The 21,440-nt window shown below is 68.6% G+C and carries 16 protein-coding genes; 7 read left to right on the forward strand and 9 right to left on the reverse strand.

Annotated features, from left to right (window positions below; all coding sequences use genetic code 11):
* Window positions 1-259 precede the first annotated feature (259 nt).
* From FV228_RS00835 to FV228_RS00845, 3 genes are read right to left on the reverse strand one after another with little or no spacing between them, the layout of a single operon-like run.
* Window positions 260-526, reverse strand: a complete 267-nt coding sequence (locus tag FV228_RS00835; RefSeq protein ID WP_187277581.1) for a hypothetical protein — start codon at window positions 524-526, stop codon at window positions 260-262.
* Window positions 483-2,528 carry an ATP-binding protein gene (locus tag FV228_RS00840; RefSeq protein WP_147852847.1) on the reverse strand — a complete coding sequence of 682 codons (2,046 nt, stop codon included), beginning with the start codon at window positions 2,526-2,528 and terminating at the stop codon, window positions 483-485. The genes FV228_RS00835 and FV228_RS00840 overlap by 44 nt, the downstream gene beginning before the upstream one ends.
* Window positions 2,528-4,042: an ATPase domain-containing protein gene (locus tag FV228_RS00845; protein ID WP_147852848.1), complete on the reverse strand. Its 1,515-nt coding sequence runs from the start codon at window positions 4,040-4,042 to the stop codon at window positions 2,528-2,530. Before FV228_RS00845 ends, FV228_RS00840 begins: the two co-directional genes overlap by 1 nt.
* A 316-nt stretch (window positions 4,043-4,358) precedes the next feature.
* Here FV228_RS00845 and FV228_RS00850 point away from each other — a divergent pair, with 316 nt between their 5' ends.
* Together FV228_RS00850 and FV228_RS00855 are read left to right on the forward strand one after the other, a co-directional pair.
* A complete protein-coding gene (locus FV228_RS00850) occupies window positions 4,359-7,322 on the forward strand; it encodes a response regulator (protein WP_187277582.1) in 2,964 nt (987 codons plus the stop codon).
* Window positions 7,323-7,573: 251 nt separating this feature from the next.
* Window positions 7,574-10,216 (forward strand): MHYT domain-containing protein, encoded by a 2,643-nt coding sequence (locus FV228_RS00855; RefSeq protein ID WP_147852850.1) that lies wholly within the window; start codon window positions 7,574-7,576, stop codon window positions 10,214-10,216.
* Between the two features lie 697 nt (window positions 10,217-10,913).
* On the opposite strand, the gene FV228_RS00860 is transcribed toward FV228_RS00855, so the two are convergent.
* Together FV228_RS00860 and FV228_RS00865 are read right to left on the reverse strand one after the other, a co-directional pair.
* Window positions 10,914-13,412 (reverse strand): two-component system VirA-like sensor kinase, encoded by a 2,499-nt coding sequence (locus FV228_RS00860; RefSeq protein ID WP_147852851.1) that lies wholly within the window; start codon window positions 13,410-13,412, stop codon window positions 10,914-10,916.
* Window positions 13,409-14,326 (reverse strand): cytochrome c peroxidase, encoded by a 918-nt coding sequence (locus tag FV228_RS00865; protein ID WP_147852852.1) that lies wholly within the window; start codon window positions 14,324-14,326, stop codon window positions 13,409-13,411. The genes FV228_RS00860 and FV228_RS00865 overlap by 4 nt, the downstream gene beginning before the upstream one ends.
* Between FV228_RS00865 and FV228_RS00870 the strand changes: the two genes are divergently transcribed.
* Window positions 14,231-15,781 (forward strand): alkaline phosphatase D family protein, encoded by a 1,551-nt coding sequence (locus FV228_RS00870; protein ID WP_147852853.1) that lies wholly within the window; start codon window positions 14,231-14,233, stop codon window positions 15,779-15,781. The genes FV228_RS00865 and FV228_RS00870 overlap by 96 nt on opposite strands.
* A gap of 40 nt (window positions 15,782-15,821) precedes the next feature.
* Here FV228_RS00870 and FV228_RS00875 read toward each other — a convergent pair whose 3' ends face one another.
* Together FV228_RS00875 and FV228_RS00880 are read right to left on the reverse strand one after the other, a co-directional pair.
* Window positions 15,822-16,253: a CBS domain-containing protein gene (locus FV228_RS00875; protein WP_147852854.1), complete on the reverse strand. Its 432-nt coding sequence runs from the start codon at window positions 16,251-16,253 to the stop codon at window positions 15,822-15,824.
* Window positions 16,254-16,394: 141 nt separating this feature from the next.
* Entirely contained in the window at window positions 16,395-17,216 is an 822-nt protein-coding gene (locus FV228_RS00880) for a rhomboid family intramembrane serine protease (RefSeq protein ID WP_147852855.1), read from the reverse strand.
* Window positions 17,217-17,548: 332 nt separating this feature from the next.
* Here FV228_RS00880 and FV228_RS00885 point away from each other — a divergent pair, with 332 nt between their 5' ends.
* The 3 genes from FV228_RS00885 to FV228_RS00895 all read left to right on the forward strand — a co-directional run bounded on the left by FV228_RS00885 (window position 17,549) and on the right by FV228_RS00895 (window position 19,533).
* Window positions 17,549-17,911 carry a hypothetical protein gene (locus tag FV228_RS00885; RefSeq protein WP_147852856.1) on the forward strand — a complete coding sequence of 121 codons (363 nt, stop codon included), beginning with the start codon at window positions 17,549-17,551 and terminating at the stop codon, window positions 17,909-17,911.
* Window positions 17,912-18,065: 154 nt separating this feature from the next.
* A complete protein-coding gene (locus tag FV228_RS00890; protein WP_147852857.1) occupies window positions 18,066-18,665 on the forward strand; it encodes a PAS domain-containing protein in 600 nt (199 codons plus the stop codon).
* A 229-nt stretch (window positions 18,666-18,894) separates the two neighbouring features.
* Window positions 18,895-19,533 carry a PilZ domain-containing protein gene (locus FV228_RS00895; protein WP_147852858.1) on the forward strand — a complete coding sequence of 213 codons (639 nt, stop codon included), beginning with the start codon at window positions 18,895-18,897 and terminating at the stop codon, window positions 19,531-19,533.
* A 43-nt stretch (window positions 19,534-19,576) separates the two neighbouring features.
* On the opposite strand, the gene FV228_RS00900 is transcribed toward FV228_RS00895, so the two are convergent.
* Together FV228_RS00900 and FV228_RS00905 are read right to left on the reverse strand one after the other, a co-directional pair.
* Complete coding sequence (locus FV228_RS00900) at window positions 19,577-20,158, reverse strand: SCO family protein (protein ID WP_147852867.1); 582 nt, start codon at window positions 20,156-20,158, stop codon at window positions 19,577-19,579.
* A gap of 99 nt (window positions 20,159-20,257) precedes the next feature.
* On the reverse strand, window positions 20,258-20,761 hold the full coding sequence (locus FV228_RS00905; RefSeq protein WP_147852859.1) for a PRC-barrel domain-containing protein: 504 nt from the start codon (window positions 20,759-20,761) through the stop codon (window positions 20,258-20,260).
* A 179-nt stretch (window positions 20,762-20,940) separates the two neighbouring features.
* Between FV228_RS00905 and FV228_RS00910 the strand changes: the two genes are divergently transcribed.
* Window positions 20,941-21,420 (forward strand): tRNA (cytidine(34)-2'-O)-methyltransferase, encoded by a 480-nt coding sequence (locus FV228_RS00910; protein ID WP_147852860.1) that lies wholly within the window; start codon window positions 20,941-20,943, stop codon window positions 21,418-21,420.
* Window positions 21,421-21,440 lie beyond the last annotated feature (20 nt).

Consider the following 21,440-nt stretch of genomic DNA (forward strand, 5'->3'; position numbering starts at 1 on the left):
GGACCGCTCGGTCAAGCCGATTGCTGCGCTCGGTGGCGCTCATGCCGCCACAGCGCGACGGCAACGCGACGCGCTTCATAGGATCGCCGAAGCGGGGTCCCGAGCCCGCCCTGGCCCTCCGGGGCATAGGCGTACATCAAGACGCCCTCCGGACCGTAGTTTCGACGCATCTCGGCGCGCCAGAGACCGTCTGCGGTCGCAAGGGCCGCCTCAGTCAGAGCGAGGCGGGCACGGTCGGGTGAAGCGGGGGGCTGAGCGATCATCTCGCCCAACGCGCCGATCCTGCAGAGGGTCCCACGATACCGGCCTCAATGGCTTCCGTTTCGATGGCAGGCTCAGGCCGTCCGTCCGATCCCGCGATCGGCAGCAGAAGCTGCCCTGCTTTTCGCGTGCGGACTTGATCGGCGAAGACAAATTTCAAATCAAATAAATATTTTTCATCAATGAAAACAAATCGCACAAATATCAGTTCGCCGTTGCTTTCAGCAACGCCTTCCTCCGAGAACGAGGCGGAGCGAGTGGGCAAGTTCATCCCGCCGGTACGGTTTGTTCAGGACGGGAAGGTCGCCGCGCCCGATCACCTGCCCCTCATCAAGGTTGGCCACGTAACCCGAGGTCAAGAGGACCTTCAGGCCGGGCCGGAGGCGCTGCGCCTCGACGGCAAGCTGAGAGCCGTTCATGCCGCCGGGCATCATCACGTCTGAGAACAGGATGTCGATCCGCTCGACGCCCTGGAGGTGAACGACGGCCTCCGCGGCGTTGCGAGCCACCACCACGCGGTAGTGGAGTTCCTCAAGACTTTCGACGGCCATGCCCAGCACCTGCTCGTCATCCTCGACCAGAAGCACGGTGTCGCCTTCGCTGGCCCGACGAAGCGGGAGTGTGCTGCTGCCGGTGCCAACCTCGTCTCCGGCTGGTTCGGCCGAACGCGGGAACAGGAGGCGGAACGTGGTGCCGGCACCCATCTCCGTATCGATGCCGATGAACCCGCCTGCGCTGCGGGTGAAGCCGTAAACCTGGGATAGGCCGAGGCCCGTTCCTTTCCCGACCTCCTTCGTCGTGAAGAACGGTTCGAACACCCGTGCCATCGTCTCGGGGGCGATGCCGCTTCCCTGGTCGATCACAGCCACCTCGACGTAGGCTCCCGGCGGTACGCCCTTGCCGGCCACCGCCGCGGTATCGAGGTGCAGGTTCCGGCTCCGCACGACGATTCGCGAGCCGCCCCCCTCCATCGCGTCGCGAGCGTTGACGACGAGGTTCAGGACCGCCGCCTCGAACTGCGCCGGATCGATCCGGATCGGGTCGATGAGGACATCGAGATCGAGTCGAAGCTCCAGTGCGCCGCCGACTGCCCGCTCGGCGAGCGGTTTGAACTCGGTGAGGAGGCGGTTCGGGTTGATGGTCTGTGGCCGCAGCATCTGCCTGCGCGAAAACGCCAGGAGTTGCTGAGTGAGTTGCTCGCCGCGCCGCGCCGCGTTCATCGCGGCTTCCGCCAGGCGGACGACGCGTTCCGTATTCTCGGGCTTGCGGATCATCATGTCGAGGCCGCCCACGATGACCGTGAGCAGGTTGTTGAAATCGTGCGCCACGCCCCCGGTCAGCTGCCCGATGGCTTCCATCTTCTGGGCCTGGCGCAGGGCTTCCTCGGTGTTTCGCTGGTCGGTCCTGTCGACGACGATGCCGGCCATACGGATTGGGCTTCCGTCGTCCCCATACTCCACCTGCCCCTTGGCCGCGATCCAGCGGATCGCGCCATCGGTCCGAGACATCCGGTATTCCAGGTCCAACGTCCCAGTCTCGACCGCCAGGGCGAAGGCGGCCTCCACCATGAGCCGATCCTCCGGCACGGTGTGGTTCCGGAATTCGGCCATGCCCCAAGACGTGATCGGCACGTCGTAGCCGAAGATCGCATCGTGCCGGCGCGAGCGGCGTGCCGTATCGTTGACGAGATCGAGGTCCCACGACCCCATGCCGGCGGAGTCCAGCGCGAAGGCCAGGGTCTCGCGCGCAGCCTCCACTTCACGCGTACGCTCCGCGACGCGCCGCTCCAAAGTCTCGTTCGCGATGCGCAGCCGCTGCTGGGCGTCCTCGCGTTCCCGGATGTGCTGCCGAGCCTGGTACTGGCGGCGACGGACCCGCAGGGCCGACGAGACCGCGCTGAGGAGCGTTTCAGCGTTGATCGGGCGTTCCAGCAGGACGACGTTGCCGAGACGTTCGATCATGGCGGCGGCCGAGGCGGTACGTCGTCCGGCCTGCCGCGTCGCCAGCATGATGAAGGGGAAGTCCGACCACGGCGGCTGGGACGAGACCCATGCGTTCAGCGCGGTGGGATCGACCTCGAGAAGCGCCTCCTCCGTCACGATCGACGTCGCGACGGGCGTCCGGAGTCCGTCGAGCCATTCGGCGCCATCGCCACAAACGGTGCTGAGGACGTCGGACTTGGCCAGCAATTGCGCCATGACGATCGCGTCGCGTCCGCGCGGAGCGAGGATCAGGACGCGTTCCCCGTGAGGATCAAAGGCCGGCATCACGGCGCTTCCGCCGGCTCGCCGCCGCCGCCGGGGATCAGCGCCACCTTGCCGTCGTAGGTGGGCAGTCCGGACAGGATGCCTTGGAAATCGGTGAGGGCAGCGCCAACCTGAAGGCCGATGGGGGAGAGCTTGAGTTCCCGAATGGTTCGCTCGTGCGCGTTGACGCGGCTTTTCACCACCGAGAGGGCGGTCCGGACCGCGCCACTGGACTCGAAGTACCGGAACAGGAGGATGCCGTCGCTGAGGTAGCTGAGGTCGATGTCCGATCGAACATCGCCGATCACGCCGTGCTGACCGAGAACCAGCAGGGTCGTAGCGCCCTTCTGGTTCAGATAGTTCAGGAGTTCGTGCATCTGCAGGACGAGGTGTTCCTCGCCGGGCATGGCGTGGATGTACGCGTTCAGGCTGTCGAACACGACGAAGCTGGCGCCCCGCCTCTCCACGGTAGCGCGCACTCTGCAGGCGAATTCGCCGGGCGAGAACTCAGCCGGCTCGATCTCGTCGATGACCAGCCGACCGCTGGAAAGATGAGCGTCGAGGTCCATTCCCAGCGCCCTGGCGCGCGTGAGCATGGTCTGCCGACCCTCGTCGAACAGGAAGTAGGTCGCCTTCTCCCCGCGATCCAAGGCCTCGAGCATGCAGCGGACCGCCGTGGTGGTCTTCCCGACCCCAGAGGGACCTAGCAGTAGGGTATTGGTCGAGGGCGCTAGACCTCCGCCCAGGAGAAGGTCGAGTTCATGGGAGCCGGTCGATGCCGGGGTCATATCGAATTTCGCGGCATGGTCGTTCGCAACGAGGCTGGGGAAGACTTCGACGCCACCGGTGTCGAGGACGAAATCGTGCATCCCGCCGTGGAACTTGACGCCGCGCATCTTCAGGACGTTGAGACGCCTGCGCGCGGCGCCGAAACCGCGCCGGATCTGCTCCAGCAAGATCACCCCGTGGGCGATGCTGTGGAGTTGGACGTCGGCGGTCCCATCATCGAGCAGGAGAACCGTGCATTTCCTGGACGCGAACATCTGTTTCAGGGCCAGGATCTGGCGGCGGTACCGGAGGGGGTTCTGGGCGAGCAGGCGAAGCTCGGACAGGCTGTCGAAGACCACTCGCTGCGGTTTGAGGCTGTCGACGCGTTCGATCACCTCGCGCACGGTTTCTCCGAGCTCGACCTCGGACGGATGCAGGACGGATTGCTCGCTGTCGGGGTCGAGGCCGAGTTCGTTGACGAGTTCGTAGACCTCAATGCCGTCCAGAGACCACCCGTGCGTCCCCGCAGCGAACGAAAGCTCGTCGGCGCTTTCCGACAGGGTGACGTAGAGACCCTTTTCTCCCCGGGCCACGCCGTCGAGAAGGAACTGAAGGCCGACGGTGGTTTTACCGGTCCCGGGCGTCCCTTCCAGCAAGTAGAGGCGGCCGCGCGTCAACCCGCCGTCGAGGATCTCGTCGAGGCCGCCGATCCCCGTCGACAGGATGTCGCGAGGTCGGGGGACGTGCGTCGTAGCGGACTCGGCCATCGGGCCCCATCTGGAGAGCGGCATCCGGCGCCCGCAACGGGAGCTCCTGGGTACCTTGGGAGACGTATTCCGACGACAACTCCGGCTTGGCGGTTTGGTCCCATCGCAAATGCCGGGACGCGATCCTGAACCGCCGTGTGCGGAACTGACCCGGTGCCTCGATCCTCGTTCCGGGAAGCGGTGCTCGGAGACGTGGCCGGGGCGGACCCGCAACCACTGCGCGGTCTCCGTGTTGTCGGGGGCACCCGAAGTCCGCATCCCGTCCCTTCGCGGCCTTGCGTCGGCGAGCGCATCCGTTCCCGACAGCGAGCTGCCCATGACCGACTCCCGCACGCTTCCGCCTCATGTCGGCGACGCCCGCCGGCTGGAAGCGCTTCGCGGATACGACATCCTCGACACGCCGCCCGAGAAAGGGTTCGACGATATCGTCGAGCTGGCCCGGCTGATCTGCTCTGCCCCCGTTGCGCTGGTCAGCCTCGTGGCGGGCGACCGCCAGTGGTTCAAGGCAAAGTCGGGGTTCGCCTCGTGCGAAACGTCCCTCGACAAGTCGATCTGCGCCTATGTTCTGGGCGAACCGGACCTTCTGGTCATCCCGGACCTGTCGCTGGACCCCCGCACGCGGGACAATCCGCTCGTCACCGGCGAACCGAAACTCCGCTTCTACGCTGGGGCGCCGTTGGAGGCCGCTGATGGACAGCGTCTCGGCAGCCTCTGCGTGATCGACTTGGCTCCCCGACCGGGCGGTCTCACGGACCGACAGTCGGCGGCCCTGCGCGCGCTCGCCGGGCAGGTCATGTCCCAGATGGAGTTGCGCCGCTCGGTCGCTGAGCGCGAGAGCCTTCTCTCCGGCCAAGCCGCGCTGATCGATCAGCAAAACGCGCTGATCGCCGCCCAGGCCGCCGTGACCCAGGCGGCGGGGGACCGAGACGTCATTCTCGATACCCTCGTGGCTGGCGTCATGGCCGCAGTCTCCCAGGCCGAAGGTGCGGTGATCGAACTCCTCGAGGGCGACGAACTGGTCTACCGTTCGGCACGCGGTGCGCTCGACTCCCACGTGGGGCTGCGCGTCCCGATCGCAGGAAGCCTCTCGGGTCACTGCCTGATGAATGCCAAACCGGTGCTCTGCCCGGACCTGCTCGTCGATCCCCGTGTCAGGCGCGACCTCGTCGAAGCCCTCGGCGCCCGCTCGGCGGTCTGCGTCCCGATCCTCCGCGGGGGCGAGGCCGTCGGCGTCCTCAAGCTCCAGTCCAGCCACCCCGATGCCTTCACCGGCCTCGACCTGCACGTCGCCTCGCTGTTCGCCGGCACCATCCCGGCCGGGTTGGCGGAAGCCGGCGAGGCCGAGGCGCGCCGGGGCCTGCGGGCGGGCGAGGCCACCCTGCGGACGGTGATGGAGACGCTCCCCGTCGGCGTCCTCATCGCGGAGGCTCCGTCCGGACGCGTCGTCGATCACAATGCCCGCGCCGGAGTCATTCTCGGGCACGCGGTGGCGGCCGATCCGACCGGCGAGCAGCCGAAGCGCTGGGTCGGGTTCCACGCTGACGGCCGCCGGGTCGAACCTAATGAATGGCCGCTGGACCGGGTGGCGCGGGGCGGGGAGCCGCGCGCGGAACTCGAAGTCGATTACCGGCGCGGCGACGAGACCCGCGCCTGGGTCGGATTCTCGGCCGTGCCGATGCGCGACATCGACGGTCGCCGCATCGGCGCCGTCATGGTGGTGACCGACATAGACGGACGCAAGCGGGACGAGCTGCATCTGGCTGCCGCCAAGCAAGCCGCGGAGGACGCCAACCGGGCCAAGAGCGAGTTCCTCGCCAACATGAGCCACGAGCTTCGGACCCCGCTTTCGGCGGTGATCGGCTACTCCGAAATGTTGCAGGAGGAGATGGAGGACGGCGGCCACGACGACCTGCTGCCCGACATGCGGAAGATCGAAGCGAACGCCCGCCACCTCCTCGGGCTCATCAACGACGTGCTCGACCTCTCGAAGATCGAGGCCGAGCGCATGGAGACCTTCGTCGAGGACTTTGCCGTCGATGCCATGGTGCGCGACGTCGCGACGACGGTGGAATCTCTCGTGTCCGCCAAGGAGAACGCCTTATCCTTGGACCTCGCCGCCGACCTCGGCGACGCGCGCACCGACGTGACCAAGCTGCGCCAATGCCTGATCAACCTCCTGAGCAACGCAGCCAAGTTCACGGAAGGCGGACGGATCACCCTGTCGGCGGAACGGGGCGAACGCGACGGCGTCGATTGGCTGACCTTCCGGGTGAGCGACACCGGAATCGGCATGAGCCCGGATCAGCAGGCACGGCTGTTCGAGCGGTTCACGCAGGCCGACGCCTCGACCACGCGGAAGTTCGGCGGCACGGGGCTCGGCCTCTCCATCACACGGGCGTTCGCATCCATGCTCGGCGGCGCCATCGCGGTGGCCAGCGAGACGGGGCGTGGGACGACCTTCACGGTGTCGGTGCCGGCGCGCATCGCCGGAACGAACGACGCGCCGCAGGGGGACGAGGATGCCGGCCCGCCCCTGTCGGAAGACGCATCCGGGCAGGGCCTCGTCCTCGTCGTGGACGACGATCCTGCAACGCGCGATCTCCTGATGCGCTTCCTGAAGCGCGACGGGTTCCAGGTTGCGGCCGCCATCAACGGCAGGGAGGGCTTGGAGATGGCCCGCAGCCTGAGGCCCCGGGTCATTCTTCTCGACGTGACCATGCCGCAGATGGATGGATGGTCGGTCCTCCGTGCGCTCCGTGGCGATGCCGAACTCGGGAACACGCCGGTCATCATGGTGACGGTCCTGGGCGAGCGGAACCTGGCGTTCTCGCTCGGCGCCACGGACTACCTGCAGAAACCGGTGGACTGGGACGAACTCCATGGTGTGATGGACCGCTTCCGTCCCCAGGACCACGAAGGTCCTCTGCTGGTCATCGATGACGATGACGACACGCGCGAGCGGATGTCGGCGAGACTGGCCCGGGAAGGTTGGCGGATCGTCGCCGCCCAGAATGGCAAGGTCGGGCTCGCCGCCGTCGCAGCCGAGCGGCCCTGCCTCGTCCTGCTCGACCTCATGATGCCCGAGATGGACGGCTTTACGTTCCTGAGCACCCTGCGGGCGAAGCCGGAATGGGGCTCGATCCCGGTCGTCGTGCTGACCGCCAAGGATGTCGACGGCGAGGACCGCCGGCGACTGGCAGGGCAGGCCGACCGCGTCCTGCGCAAGGGCGAAGTCGGCCTCGATGAATTGCCCGCGCTGCTGCGCTCGGTGGTCACATAGGCCGGGGCGGCGCCGGCAAGGCCCACAGACGCGATCGCGCGCTGTCGAGCCTCTGGCGCGCGAGCCGTTCCAGATCACGTTGCGGCCGGGGACGCCTCTAACTGCTTGATGTAACGGGCTCGCTCGCCGCCGAACCGGTTTCCACGTTGGCAGCGAGCGCTCTACCCGGAAGCGAACCTTCACGATTCGGCGATCGTCCGAAGACCGCTGCCGTTCGGTGTTACGACCGCCCCCCACGCACCGGAAGTCTTATGGTCCACACCGGATACAATCCTCTCCTCGTCGCGCTCTCCATCGTTATCGCGGTTTTCGCCTCGTACGCAGCCCTCGATCTCGGCGCGCGGGTCCGGCGCCCCGACGCTGGACCCCGCTGGGCCTGGGGCGCCGGCGCCGCGGTAGCGATGGGCGGCGGCATCTGGTCGATGCATTTCGTCGGCATGCTGGCCTTCGAGATGGGGATGGTTGCCGCCTACGATCTTGGACTGACCCTATTGTCTCTCTTGATCGCGGTGGGCGTCACCGCCGGGGCCTTCGCCTGGGTCGCACGCAAGGGAACCGGCGCGGGTTCGCTCCTGGTCGCGGGCCCGCTCATGGGCCTTGGCGTCGCGGCGATGCATTACACCGGCATGGCGGCGATGCGGGTCCCCGGCAACCTCGCCTACGACCCGGCCGTGGTGGCGGTGTCGGTCACCATCGCGGTCGTGGCCGCGACCGCCGCCCTGTGGCTCACCTTCCGCCGCAACCGGACCTGGCAGAAGCTCGCCGCCGCCTGCGTCATGGGGCTGGCCGTCGCCGGGATGCACTACACCGGGATGGCCGCGGCGACCTTCACCGCGCAGGAGGCCGGTGCTCACGCGCCCCACGTGGCCTCCCTGTCGGCGGGCCAGCGCGACCTCGCTTTGGCGGTGGCAGGCGTCACCTTCCTCATCCTGTTCCTGGCGATGATCGCCTCTTCGCTCGACCAGCGCGGGGTGCAGCGCCGCCTGCACGTCAGCGAGGCGCGCTTCCGCTCCGCGGTCCGGGCCGTGAACGGCGTGATGTGGACCACCGACGCCACGGGGCGCTTCGTCGAGGAGCAGGCGGGATGGGCCGCCATCACCGGGCAGGCGCCGGAGAGCTACATGGGCACGGGGTGGGCCGAGGCGATCCATCCCGAGGACGTCGCCGCGACGGTCGCGACCTGGACCCAGGCGCTGCGTGACCAAGCCCCCTACACGGTCGAGCATCGCGTGCGCACTGCCGAAGCGGGATGGCGCCGCTACGTGGCGCGCGCGGTGCCGGTGCGCGATGCAGACGGCACGATTCGGGAGTGGGTGGGCGTCCACGAGGATATCACCGAGCGCCACGCGTTCGAGGTCGCCCTCAAAGAGGCCCGGGACGCCGCCGAGGAGCACAGCCGGGCGAAGAGCCGGTTCCTGGCCAACATGAGCCATGAACTTCGCACGCCGCTCTCGGCCGTGATCGGCTATTCCGAGATGCTGGAGGAGGAGGCGGAGGAACTCGGGCAGGAGAGCCTCCTGAAGGATCTCGGCAAGATCAAGTCGAACGCCCAGCACCTCCTTGGGCTGATCAACGACGTGCTCGACCTGTCGAAGGTCGAGGCCGAGAAGATGGAACTCTATCCCGAGGACATCGACGTCGCCGCGTTCGTCGCGGATGCGGCCGCCACGGTCGAAGCCCTGGTGAAGAAGAAGGGAAACGTCCTCGTTCTCGACGTGGCCGACGGTGCGGGCCAGGCCCGAACGGACGCGGTGAAGCTTCGCCAGTGCCTGTTCAACCTGCTCTCGAACGCCGCCAAGTTCACCGAGGGCGGCATCATCACCCTGGAAGCTGCACGGGAGGCGGGACCGCGCGGCGACTGGCTCCAGTTCACGGTGCGGGATACCGGCATCGGCATGAATCCCGAGCAGGTCGGCCGCCTGTTCGAGCGGTTCACCCAGGCCGACGAGAGCACTACGCGCAACTACGGCGGGACCGGCCTCGGGCTGGCGCTCAGCCGCGCCTTCGCCCAACTGCTCGGCGGCGACATCACCGTGACGAGCGCGTCAGGCGAGGGAACGAGCTTCACCCTGCGCGTGCCGGCGGCGGCACCGGAGCGGACGGTCGATGACGGGCCCGACGCGGTGCCGGAGAACGGCGAACGTATGGACGACTTGGTGCTCGTCATCGACGACGAGGCGTCCCAGCGCGAACTCATGACCCGGTTCCTCGAACGCCAGCGCTTCTCCGTGCGCACGGCGGGGGACGGGCGCACCGGCCTCGATCTCGCCCGGTCGCTCAAGCCCCGCGCCATCCTCCTCGACGTGATGATGCCCGAGATGGACGGTTGGTCGGTGCTCGCGGCCCTCAAGTCGGACCCCGAGACTGCCGGCATCCCGGTGGTCATGGTGAGCTTTGTCGCCGACGCGACGCTCAGCGCCTCGCTCGGGGCCGTAGAAGCCGTGCCGAAGCCGGTGGACTGGGCACGCCTCCGGACGATCCTGGACCAGTTCCGGGCCGCGGACGGCGACGTCCTGGTGGTCGACGACGACGCGGACATGCGGCACCGCCTCCGCACCGCCCTCGAACGCAACGGCTGGAGCGTCCGCGAGGCCGGCGACGGCCGGGAGGCGCTGGATCAGGTCGGGCTCGGCGTGCCGCGCCTCATCCTCCTCGACCTCACCATGCCGGTGATGGACGGGTTCTCGTTCCTCGACCGTCTCAGAAGGCTGCCGGGTTGCGCCGACGTGCCGGTGGTGGTCCTCAGCGCCCGGGACGTCACGGCCGAGGAGCGCGACCGATTGTCAAAGGCCGACCGCGTCCTGCGCAAGGGCGACGCCAGCCTCCAGGACATCGCAACCGAGTTACGCAAGCTCGACAACCGCCAGGAAACCAGCTCGACTCAAGACAACTGATGCGACGGCCGTCCGAAGCTTGTTGCCAGGAAGCAGATCCCCATCATTCACGCAGGGTCTGATCACCTGTCTGGTCGACCTTGCCCGCGCGAAAGGTCTGCTGGCTTATGTCGGACACGGAACAAAGCGCTGGGCGGCAGGCCCTGTCCGCGACGTTACGTCCCCGTATCGGGCTGCATTGGAGAAGCAGACGGCAGGCGCCCGATATCACGCCGTCTCCGAGGACGGCATCTACGAGCGCGAGATCGTGGAAGGTTTCGGTGGCCACAGTGTCGCCGAACGAGACGGCCGGTCATTCCGGATGGTTGGGAGCGTTCGTCGGCCTCGACATGACGACATCGAGCGCTCTGACGCGAGATCGGCTTGACTGGCATCCCATCGGACGGGGTGTGCTCGCCGACCTGGCGTGTATGGATCATGCCCGTCACTCCGTGGAAGTTGAGATTGCCACGTTTGGGCAGACGTTTCGGTGGCTTGGCTGAACCGGAGTTCGGATGACGGGCTCGGCCGGGTCTCCTGCTCGTAGACGCCGGGTGCGCAATATCCGAGCGCCGAGGTGTGGCAGTCCCGGTTTCATAAGCCCTCGAAGCCCGTGAAGCGGGAGATCCGCGTGTCGGCCTGCGAGCATGGACGGTTGCCGCTGATCGAAATGGTGTGGTGCCACCAAGCCGAGGCAACCGCACATCCGGGCCTGCGATCAATGGCTCTTCTGAAGCCGCTTGGTTCTCGCGGCCTCGCGCAGGGACGGCGCGCTCCGCATCTCGGATCCCAAATGTCGTCGCAGCGTGAGCGAGAGTGCAGTCGAACGCCAGGGTCGGCGTGCGACATCCACGATGGGGACGGCTGAGAGGACCTCAGGCCTCACCGTGTCTGCGGCCGATAGCGAGAGTACGATCGGACGGTTCACGATCGCGGCGGCGCGGCGGGCAAAAGCGAGACCCAACGGACCCGACGGTCGGTTTTCGACGATCAGCAGGTCGAAGCGCTCGGGCTCCGCGCGCAGGGCCGCCAGCGCCGCTTCCGTGTCGGTGTAGCCGATGGGCTCGTAGCCCAGGGCCGCAAGGGTCTCCTCGTCTTCCTGCACGGCCGCGCGCGCGCCTCCGACAACCATGACGGTGGCGCCGGCGACCGAGGCACCTGTCTCGGCCTGCGGGATCACCGGCAACCACACCTCGAACGTGCTGCCCTCACCCACCGCGCTGCGCACGTCGAAGGCCCCGTCCTGCTCCTGGACGAACTCGAAGGCGGTGGCGAGCCCGAGCCCGGTCCCGGCCGGACGGGTGGTGAAGAAGGGCTCGAAGATGCGTGCGAGCGTGCCCTCATCCATCCCGCGGCCGGTGTCGGACACCCGGATCCGGGCGTACTCGCCGGATGGCAGCTCACCATGGGAGACGGTTCGCCGCTCGGGTAGCCGGACGCGCTCGAGCCGTACGTCAACCGGCGCGCCCGGTTCGGAGGCCTGCATGGCATTACGGATGAGGTTGTGGACCACCTGCTGCAGCTGTGCCGGCTCGCCATCGACGATCGCGCCTTCGGCAGCCCCCGTCAGGCGAAGCGTGGTCGGGTCGGCGGTCGAGGTTCGGATCTGCGCCACCGTTTCGGACACGATCGCATCGACCGCGCTCGTGATCTGGGTGGCGCCGCCCCGTCGCCCGTAATCGAGGATCTGCGCCGCGATCTCGTGCGCGCGGCCACCCGCCTGGACCAGAAGGTCGATCTGCGTGCCGGCCCGTCGCGGATCGGCCGGCAGGGCGTCCGCGGCGATCTCGGCATGGCCGAGCATCACGTTGAGCACGTTGTTGATGTTGTGCGCCACGCCACTGGCGAAGATCCCGATCGCTTCGAGCCGTTGCGCGCGCCGAAGGGTCGTCTCGATCTCGCGGCGCTCCGCCCAGACGTGCTGCCGCTCCAGTGCGGCCCCGAAGCTGTCGGCGACGACCTGCAGCAGGCCTCGCGAATGCCGCATCCAGGGTGGCAGGGTGCTGCTCGTGCGCTCGAAGCACAGCACGCCGACGATTTTGCCCCGCCGGCGCATGCGCGCGCACGTGAATGTGGTGACCCCACGCTGCGCGAGGGCCAGAAGCAGGGCCGGAGGGCCATGCCCGGCCGCCGTTTCGATGAAGATGTAGTCTTCCGGGGCGGCCGTGATATCGGGCATGAGGGCCCGTTGCGCATCCGGCCATCCGCATGGGGCCCGATGCCCGGGCCGATTCCAGAGGTGCACCGCATCCGTGCCGTCCAGCATGAGGACGTAGCAATGGTCCGTCCCAGCTCCCTCTCCCACGATGGCCATGGCATCGACGATGTGCGCTTCGATCTCGTCGGGCTGGCTGGCGAGGAAGAGGTTTGTGGCCTGCGCCACGACGGCTTGGAAAACGATCGTCCGGCGCAGGATCACGGTGCCGGCCCGCATCAGGAAGCCGACCCGAACCACCAGCGCGAGCAGCGCCAGAGCCGCTGCGTAAAGGGCGAGGCGGAAGCCGTCCGCGCGCGCCTGCCGCCGGTCCTTGAGAGTGCGGCGGGCCTCCAGAAGGGCTTGCCGCGCCGCCTCGCTCGACGCTGCCGGAAGTGAACGGGTGACGGTGTCGACCTGCGGCAGCAGATCCAGGAGTTGACGGCCGTGCAGGACGATGGCGTCGATGTCCGCACCCCTGTCCGCCGCCCAGGGGGCCGCGGCCAGGGCGTCGAGCCGGGCACGGATGGCGTCGAGGCGCTCGGGGCTCGAGTCCCGGGCAAGCTCCGAGACCCGGATCTGCAGCGCGGCGACCGCGCGGGCGAGACGGGGATCGATATCCGGCTCCGACATTCGGTCGCTGAGGGAGTCGAAATAGGCGATCGAGTTCTGCACGAGGGCGTTGCCGGTCTTGAAGCGCTCGACCATCTGCGCCTCCCGGGCGATCGCCTCGGCCAGGGCGCGCATTTCACCATCGTCAAGCCCGTTCGTGGCGCGCATCCCGGTCAGCGCCGCCCGCATGTCCCGGAGGTGAGCTACGATCGGATCGTAGTTGCGCAGGAGCCCGGTCCGGGCCCGGAGCACGTCGTGCTGCATCCGGGATTCCGCGAGGGCGATGGCGTCGACCGTTCGCTGGGTCCGCACGTAGGCGGCGTCCATCTCGCCCTTGCCGTTGATCATCAGCCACGTGAGAAGCGCGGCCAGCAACGCGCCGAGGATGGCGGCCTGCGCGGTCAGCCTCACGGCTTCGGCGCGGCGCCGGGCGCGTCTGGAGCCATGAGGGGTCGTCCCGCGTAGGAGCCGGTCAGGGTTCCGAGGAACGCTACGATCGCGCCCGTCTGCGAGGCCGTCAGTTCCCGACCGAGCTGGACCCGGGCCATGAGCCGCACCGCCTCGGGCAGCGTGGCGACGCCGCCATCGTCGAAGTAGGGGGCCGTGACCGCGACGTTGCGCAGGCTGGGTACCCGCAGCACCTCGGCGGCCTTGTTGGGGATCGTGACGAAAATCCCGACCTTCTCGAACAGGTTGCCGCCGACATTGACGCCTTGGTGGCAGGCGGCGCAGCCGATTCCCCGGAACAGGGCGAAGCCCGCCCGCTCCGCTTCGGTGATGGCGTGGGTATCGCCGCGCAGCCACCGGTCGAAGCGGCTGTCGGGGGTGAGCAGGCTGCGCTCGAAGCTGTTGATCGCGTCGATCACCGCCTCCCGATCAGCCTCCCGGCCGTAGGCGGCGCGAAACGGACCGGCGAGCGCCGGATCGTCGCGGATCACCGCCAGGATATCCGGCCAGGATCCGCCCAGGAATTCCGGCCGGGTCAGGGCGAGTTCGGCTTGGTCCTGCAGGGTCGGGATGTCGCCCGCCCAGCCGAGGCGGAAGCTCAACGCCGCATTGAAGGCTGTAGGCGTGTTGCGCGGTGCGGGCGTGCCATCGGCGGTGAGATTTCGCGGAACCGCGCTGGCGCCGTTGCTGCGGATGTCATGGCAGGTGATGCAGGCCCGGTCGCCTCCGCGCGATAGCCGGGTGTCGGCGAACAGCATCCGGCCGATGGCGATCCGGCCCGGATCCGCGCCGAGGCTGCTCGGGACCGGCGTGATCACGCCCAGCGCCTCAACGGCCTCGGCCGGCATCGGGCCGCCGACCGGCCGCTCCTCAGCCACGGCCTCCAGTCCGGCGATGTCGGCACCGATTCGGCGGTGGTCTGGGCCCGCTCCGACCGTCCGGCCCGGGCGATGATCGAGTGGGCCACCACCGAGAGCTTCTCCGAGATCCGCGGCGGGGTCTTCGCGGACGCGCTGCCCGAGAGCGACGGCACCGTGAAGGTGGCGCTGACCGGGCTGCCGCCGGGGCAGGACGTGTTCTACCGGGTCCGGCTGCAGGATGTCGCCGCGCCGACCATCGTCGGACCCGCGCAGGTCGGGCGGTTCCGCACCGCGCCGGCGGACAAGCGCTCGGTCTCGTTCTGCTGGTCGGGCGACACGGTAGGCCAGGGCTGGGGCATCGACGAGGCCCGCGGCGGCATGACGATCTACTCCGCGATCCTCAAGAACCGCCCGGACTTCTTCATCCATTCCGGCGACACGATCTATGCCGACGGGCCGATCCAGGCCGAGGTGAAGCTCCCGGACGGCAGCCTCTGGCGCAACCGCGTCACCGAGGAGGTCTCGAAGCCCGCCGAGACGCTCGCCGAGTTCCGCGGCCGCCACAAGTACAACCTCACCGACCGGAACGTGCTCGCGATGAACGCCGCCGTGCCGATCCTGGCGCAGTGGGACGACCACGAGGTCACCAACAACTGGTGGCCGGGCGAGCCGCTCACCCGGGCCGAGCACCTCAAGAAGAAGTACACCGACCCGAACGTGCTCGCGATGCAGCTGCGCGCGGCGCGCGCCTTCCACGAATACATGCCGATGCGCTTCGAGCCGGCCGAGCCCGGCCGGGTCTACCGCAAGATCGCCTACGGCCCGCTGGTGGACGTGTTCATGCTCGACATGCGCTCCTACCGGGGCCCGAACGGCGAGAACCGGCAGACGGAATACGGCCCGGACGCGCACTTCCTCGGGCCGCAGCAGATCGCGTGGCTGAAGCGCGCTCTCACGGAGTCCCGCGCGACCTGGAAGGTGATCGCCGCCGACATGCCGCTCGGCCTCGTGGTGACCTACGATGTCGACCGCAATTTCGGCTCGGAGGCGGTGGCGCAGGGCGACGGGCCGCCGCTCGGGCGCGAGCTGGAGATCGCCGACCTGCTGCGCTTCATCAAGCAGGCCAAGATCCGCAACACCGTCTGGCTGACCGCGGACGTGCACTACACGGCCGCCCACTACTACGACCCCAACAAGGCGCAGTTCCAGGATTTCGATCCGTTCTGGGAGTTCGTTTCGGGCCCGCTCCACGCCGGCACGTTCGGCCCCAACGCACTGGACAACACGTTCGGCCCGCAGCTGCGCTACGTGAAGGCGCCCGACAAGGGCCAGGTGAACCTGTCACCGGCCGCCGGCTACCAGTTCTTCGGCCACGTCGCGGTGGACGGCGACACCGAGCAGATGACCGTGACCCTCAAGGACGCGGCCGACGCCGACCTCTGGCACGTCACCCTCGACCCCGCGAAGGCATAGGCGACGCCGGCCGGACTCCGCGTCCGGCCGGCGCGCGATCTCACGCCATGGTGATGTAGTCGCGCAGGGCCTGGTGCTCGGCCTCGACCGTGGCGATGCGGCGCGCCACCACGTCGCCGATCGAGATCAGGCCGACGAGGCGGCCGTCCTCGCAGACGGGGACGTGGCGGAACCGCCCTTGCGTCATCAGGCCCATCACCTCCTCGAGGGTGGTGCTTCGGCCGCAGGTGGTGACGTCGGCGGTCATGTGGTCCGAGACCGGCGCATCGAAGGTCGCGCCGCCGTGGCGGGCGAGCGCCCGCATGATGTCCCGCTCCGAGATGATCCCGGCCACCGCCCCGTCGGCATGGGCGACCACCAGCGCGCCGATCCGCTTGTCGGCGAGGATCTGGATCACGTCCTCGAGGGTCTTGTCGGGGCTCACGGTGACGACGGAGCTGCCCTTCTCGGCGAGGATGCGTGCGACGGTCATGGCTCTCTCCCTGTGACGCGGTGCGTGCGCCGTCAGCCGCGGCGCCTCCGTTACGCTGTCGTCCGGGTTGGCCCCGGCTCGTTCACATTATGGCGAGTGTGTGACCGATCCGCCGCGTTGGCAAGATGCCGGGACTTCGTCTCAGGGCCGGGCCGCCTCGCGTCGATCGAGCAGCGGGAACAGCAGGAAGCCCGCGATGAAGCCGCCGAGATGCGCATCCCACGCGATGGCGGCGTTCTCGCCCACGAGCGGCACGCTGACGAGCCCGAACAGCAGGTTGGTGACGAGCCAGATCGCCAGGAAGGCCACCGCGGTCCGGTTGCGCAGGAGTTCGGGAATCGTCTCGGCCGGCCGGTGCGGCGGCAATTGCCAGGGCGGGCCGGCATACCCGGAGGCGGGCGGCTGGAACACGAAGCGGGCGGCCGCCGCCATCAGGGCCGAGATCCCCGCCGAGGCGCCGACCAGCGGTCCCGCGCTCAGGGGGTCGATCATCACATGCAGCAGGCCGCCGGCCACGGTTCCGGCCAGCGCGATCAGAAAGTAGCGCCCGGCGCCGCACCGCCGGGCCACCGGCGACCCGAAGGCGGCCAGCCAGACGCTGTTGAAGATCACGTGCATCCAGGAGCCGTGCAGCAGCGCGTAGGTCGCCAGCGTCCAGGGCAGCAGCGCGTGCTCGGAGGTGATGTAGCGGGCGAACGCCTCGCGGGCGGCCTCCATGTCGGGGTCGCCGAGGCCGGCGGCCGCCTGGATCACGTCGGCGGCCTTCCCGGGATCGAACCACACCGTCCAGCGCGCGGGCACCAGGGCGAGGTCGAGCACGACCCGGATGTCGAGCGTGTCCGGCAGCACGAACTCGCGCAGGGCCTGGACCGCCATCAGCAATCCGATCGAGAGCGTCACCACTCCCGGCATGTTGAACACGGGCACGCGGCTCTGGCGCGGGAATTCGGGGGAGGCATCCATCCTGGCACCATGTCGGGGCTCAGGGGGATCGGGCAAGTCCCGGCGACGTATTGAAGCCTTTTCGGGTGATGTTCCGGTGCAGTGGCGCTGTCGAGAGCGGATATGGAATTGCGGGCGCCGCACTCATGAACGCGGCCCCAAAACCGATCTTGGAGCCCGTAAAAGCCTTTTCTCGATCGGCGCGGCCAGGGCAGCCATATGAAACGCCTTGTCATTCCGGGGCGCCGCAGGCGAGCCCGGAATGACAGGGTGGATGCCGAAATGTTCGTGTCAGTTCCCAGCCGTGGGACAGGGCGTATCTCTATCGACTGCTGATCGATGAGGAGACGAAGATGACGGATGTCTTCCTGCATGTCGGATACGACCCCGTCGCCACGAAGGCCCGCTTTCTGGAAGCGATCCGCCGTGCCGAGGCCGGCGCTTCCACCGGCGAGCATCACATCACGTTCGAGACGTGGGACGGGTTGGCCAAGGTTCTGAGCGGCAAGCGCCTGGAACTGCTGCGCCATGTCTACCAGCACCCTGCGGCGTCCGTCGCCGAATTCGGGCAGGCGCTGGGCCGGGATTACAAGCGGGTCCGTCAGGAGGTGGATATCCTGGCGGACGCCGGCTTGCTCGATCGAACCGATGGCGGCGGCGTGCGCACCGCCTATGACGAGATCCAGACCGTGATCAACCTCAAGCCGGCAGGCTGAATCTGAGCCCGTCTCAATCCCAAAAAAATCCCGCGCCGGGCGGCACGGCGCATGCGCCCGGAGCCCGAGATCGCCCCGGATCACCGGCTCGTCCCGCGCGGATGTGCCAAGTTGATCCAGGGACGGACACCAGGCGTATCGATCCGGGACTCCGATGAAACATCCCACGAGCCGCATGCTCCATGCCTATTGGGAGCGCCTGCGCGGTGAGCGCGCCGCGCCCGAGCGCGCCGAGATCGAGCCGGGCGAGATCCGGCATCTGCTGGCCGACAGCCTGATCCTGGAACTCGACATGGCGACGCGGGCGGCCACAATTCGGCTCGCCGGCACGCGGGTCTGCGCCCTCTACGGCCGCGAGTTGAAGGGCGAGACCTTCGCGGGCCTGTGGGGCGCGGAGGCGCCCGACCCCTGGCGCATCGTGGAGATCGTCGCCAGCGATACCCTGGGCGTGGTCGCGGGCCTGCGCGGCCTGAACACGGCCGGCGAGGCGGTGGATCTCGAACTCCTGCTCCTGCCGCTGCGCCATCGCGGCCGGATGCAGGTCCGGGCGCTCGGCACTCTCAGCGTCGAGAGCACGCCCCATTGGATCGGCCTGCGCCCGCTGGTCCAAGCCGAGACCACCTCCCTGCGCATCCTCCCCGGCCGCAGGATGGAGGCCGCGCCGCCGGCGCGACCGGCCTTGCGCGGTCCTGCCGGCTTTCCCGGCCCGGTGCGCCGGGGGCATCTCCTCGTTCATGCCGGCGGACGGGCGTAAAACCGCGCGCCGAGAACTGCATTTGGAATATTAGACATCGATTTTTCGACCGAAGATCGCGTCCGATCGGGACGAACTGGCAACTGTACAGGCCAGACCGGCCCTGACGCTCGGTCAGGACAGAAAAATCTACGGCACGGCGGATATTGTCGAATCGGAAAAAAGGCTTTCGTAACAGTCCCGGTCTAGCTTGCGATGACGATTGTCGCGGCGTGGAGCCCATCTCGGTATGATCGCGGTCGACGCCACCGCCGGGACGGACGTGAGCCGCGCGGCCAGCCGGGGGCGCGACGCGGCCGACCAGCGACGCCACCAGCGCGTCCGGGTCGCCGTGCTGGGCCGCTACATGCTGGCCGACCGCCGCGAATATCCCTGCCAGACCGTGGACATGTCGCCGGGCGGCGTCCGGCTGACCTGCGCGGTGGTGGGCGAGGTCGGCGAGCGCGTGGTGCTCTACCTCGAGCATATCGGCCGGATCGAGGGCGTCATCGCCCGCCACAGCGAGGGCGGCTTCGCGGTCCAGCTGAACGCCACGCCACGCAAGCGGGACAAGATCGCATCTCAGCTGACCTGGCTTGCCAACCGGGAGATCCTGGGCCTGCCCGAGGGGCGCTCCCACGAGCGTCTCGTGCCGACCCACACGGCGGTGACCCTGCGCGTCGAGAGCGGCCGGGAGATCAAGGCCCGGCTGATCGACATCTCGATTTCCGGCGTGGCGATCTCCAGCACGGCCACGCTGCCCCTCGGGGCGGCCGTCACGGTGGGCAGCACGCCCGGGCGGCTGGTTCGCTACTTCGAGGGGGGCTTCGGCGTGCAGTTCCTGCTGCCGCTCTCCCCCGACCGCTTCCACGCCGGGATGACGCTTTAGAGCCGTCGCGACCGCGTTGGGATCGTCTCGTCAGATCTTCTCGTCAGATCTTCTTGGACAGCTGCGCCGCGGTCTCCTCGGCCGGGCGGGAGAGGTCGAGGGCGCCGAGGAAGCGGTTCTGCGCGTCCATCACGTAGACGATCGCCGTGTGCTCCATCGTGTAGTCCCCGTCCTTGCCGGGCACCTTGCGGGCATAGGCCCGGTACGCCTTCTCGGTGGCCACGATCTGCTCGGGGCTGCCGGTGAGGCCGGTGATGCGCGGATCGAAGCTCGACAGGTAGGTCTTCAGGCTCGCCGGGTCGTCGCGCTCGGGATCGACGGTGACGAAGGCGACGCGCATCCGCTCGGCCTTCGGCCCGAGGGCGGCGAGCACGTCCGAGACCTGCTGCAGCGTCGTCGGGCACACGTCCGGGCAATGGGTGAAGCCGAAGAACACGAGGTGCGGCGCGCCGGAGAAGTCGCGCTCGGTGACCGTGCGCCCGTTCTGGTCGATCAGCGTGAACGGGCCGCCGACCCCGGGTACGCCCACAGGCGCCCGGTCCGGCATGAAGGCGAACACCGCCGCCCCGGTCAGGCCGACGAGACCCAGGCAGAAGGCCAGAAGCGGGATCAGGGCGCGGCGCATCTTCATCGGACTCCGACCTCCGTGCAGCGGCTGGCACAGCACGGAACGGCGCGCGAAAGCAAGCCAGCGTTATGCCGCCGGCTCGCCTCGGACCCGATGTCAGGGCTTGGCGGCGGGCTCCCCGGCGGGCGGGGCGGCGGCCGCGCCCTTCGGCGGCTCCTTGCCGAGGTAGATGTATTCCGGCGCGGCCTTCAGCTGATCCTTGGTCGTGTCGATGCGGGCCTGGAGCGTCTTGTCGTCGGTCCGGTCGAGCTTCATCACCGACGGGTCGACGGCCACGTACTTGGAGCCGATCCCCAGGAAGCCGCCGACGCCGATGACCCAGGACTTCACGCTGCCCTTCTGGTCGAGGACGAAGTCGGCGATCTGCCCGATCGTGTCGTTGGCCGCGTTGGTGACGTTGGCCCCGATCAGCTTGCTGGCGACCATGTCGTCCGGGGACTGGGCCACGAAGGTCGGACGCAGGTTGTCGGCCATGGTGGCCGGCTGACCGGGCACCGGCGCGGCCGGAGCGGCGGCATTCGGGGTCGGGCTGGCATTCTGCGCCGCAGCGGTTGCGAGACCGGCCAGCAGAAGGGCCGAGGCAAGGAGCGGAGTGCGCATCGGGTCAGGACTTTCGGACAGGGTTCGCAAACGAAGGTGGCGCCGCCTTAAGCCTTTGGCGCAGCGTAAGTTCCGCCGATTTTCGTCGGGCGCCCCGGATTGCGCGCCCCTTTGCCGGCTGTGGGTCCGACGCCCGGCGCTTTGACGGCACGGCGCCGGCCCATCACAAGCCTGGCCCCATGCTGCGCCTCGTCCTCTACCAACCCGACATCCCCCAGAACACCGGCACGATGCTGCGGATGGCCGCCTGCCTCGGGCTCGCGGTCGAGATCGTGGAGCCCGCGGGCTTCGACGTCTCGGACCGGCACCTGCGCCGCTCGGGCCTCGATTACCTCGACCACGTGGCGATCACCCGGCACCGCTCGTTCTCGGCCTTCGAGGCGTGGCGGGCCGAGGCCGGCCTGCGGCTCGTCCTCGCCACGACGGCGGGCGCCCGGCCCCATACGGATTTCGCGTTCGGCCCGGACGATTGCATCATGGTCGGGCGCGAATCGGCCGGCGTACCCGATTCCGTCCATGCGGCCGCCGACGCCTTGGTCGTGGTGCCGATCCGGCCGGGCCTGCGCTCGCTCAACGTCGCGGTCGCGGCCGCGATGATCGCCGGCGAGGCCCTGCGCCGGACCGGCGGGTTCGAACCGGATCGCGGCACGCCGGCTTGATAGGGCGGGGCATCATGGGG

It is taken from the genome of Methylobacterium sp. WL18 (assembly GCF_008040015.1).
GTDB lineage: Bacteria > Pseudomonadota > Alphaproteobacteria > Rhizobiales > Beijerinckiaceae > Methylobacterium > Methylobacterium mesophilicum.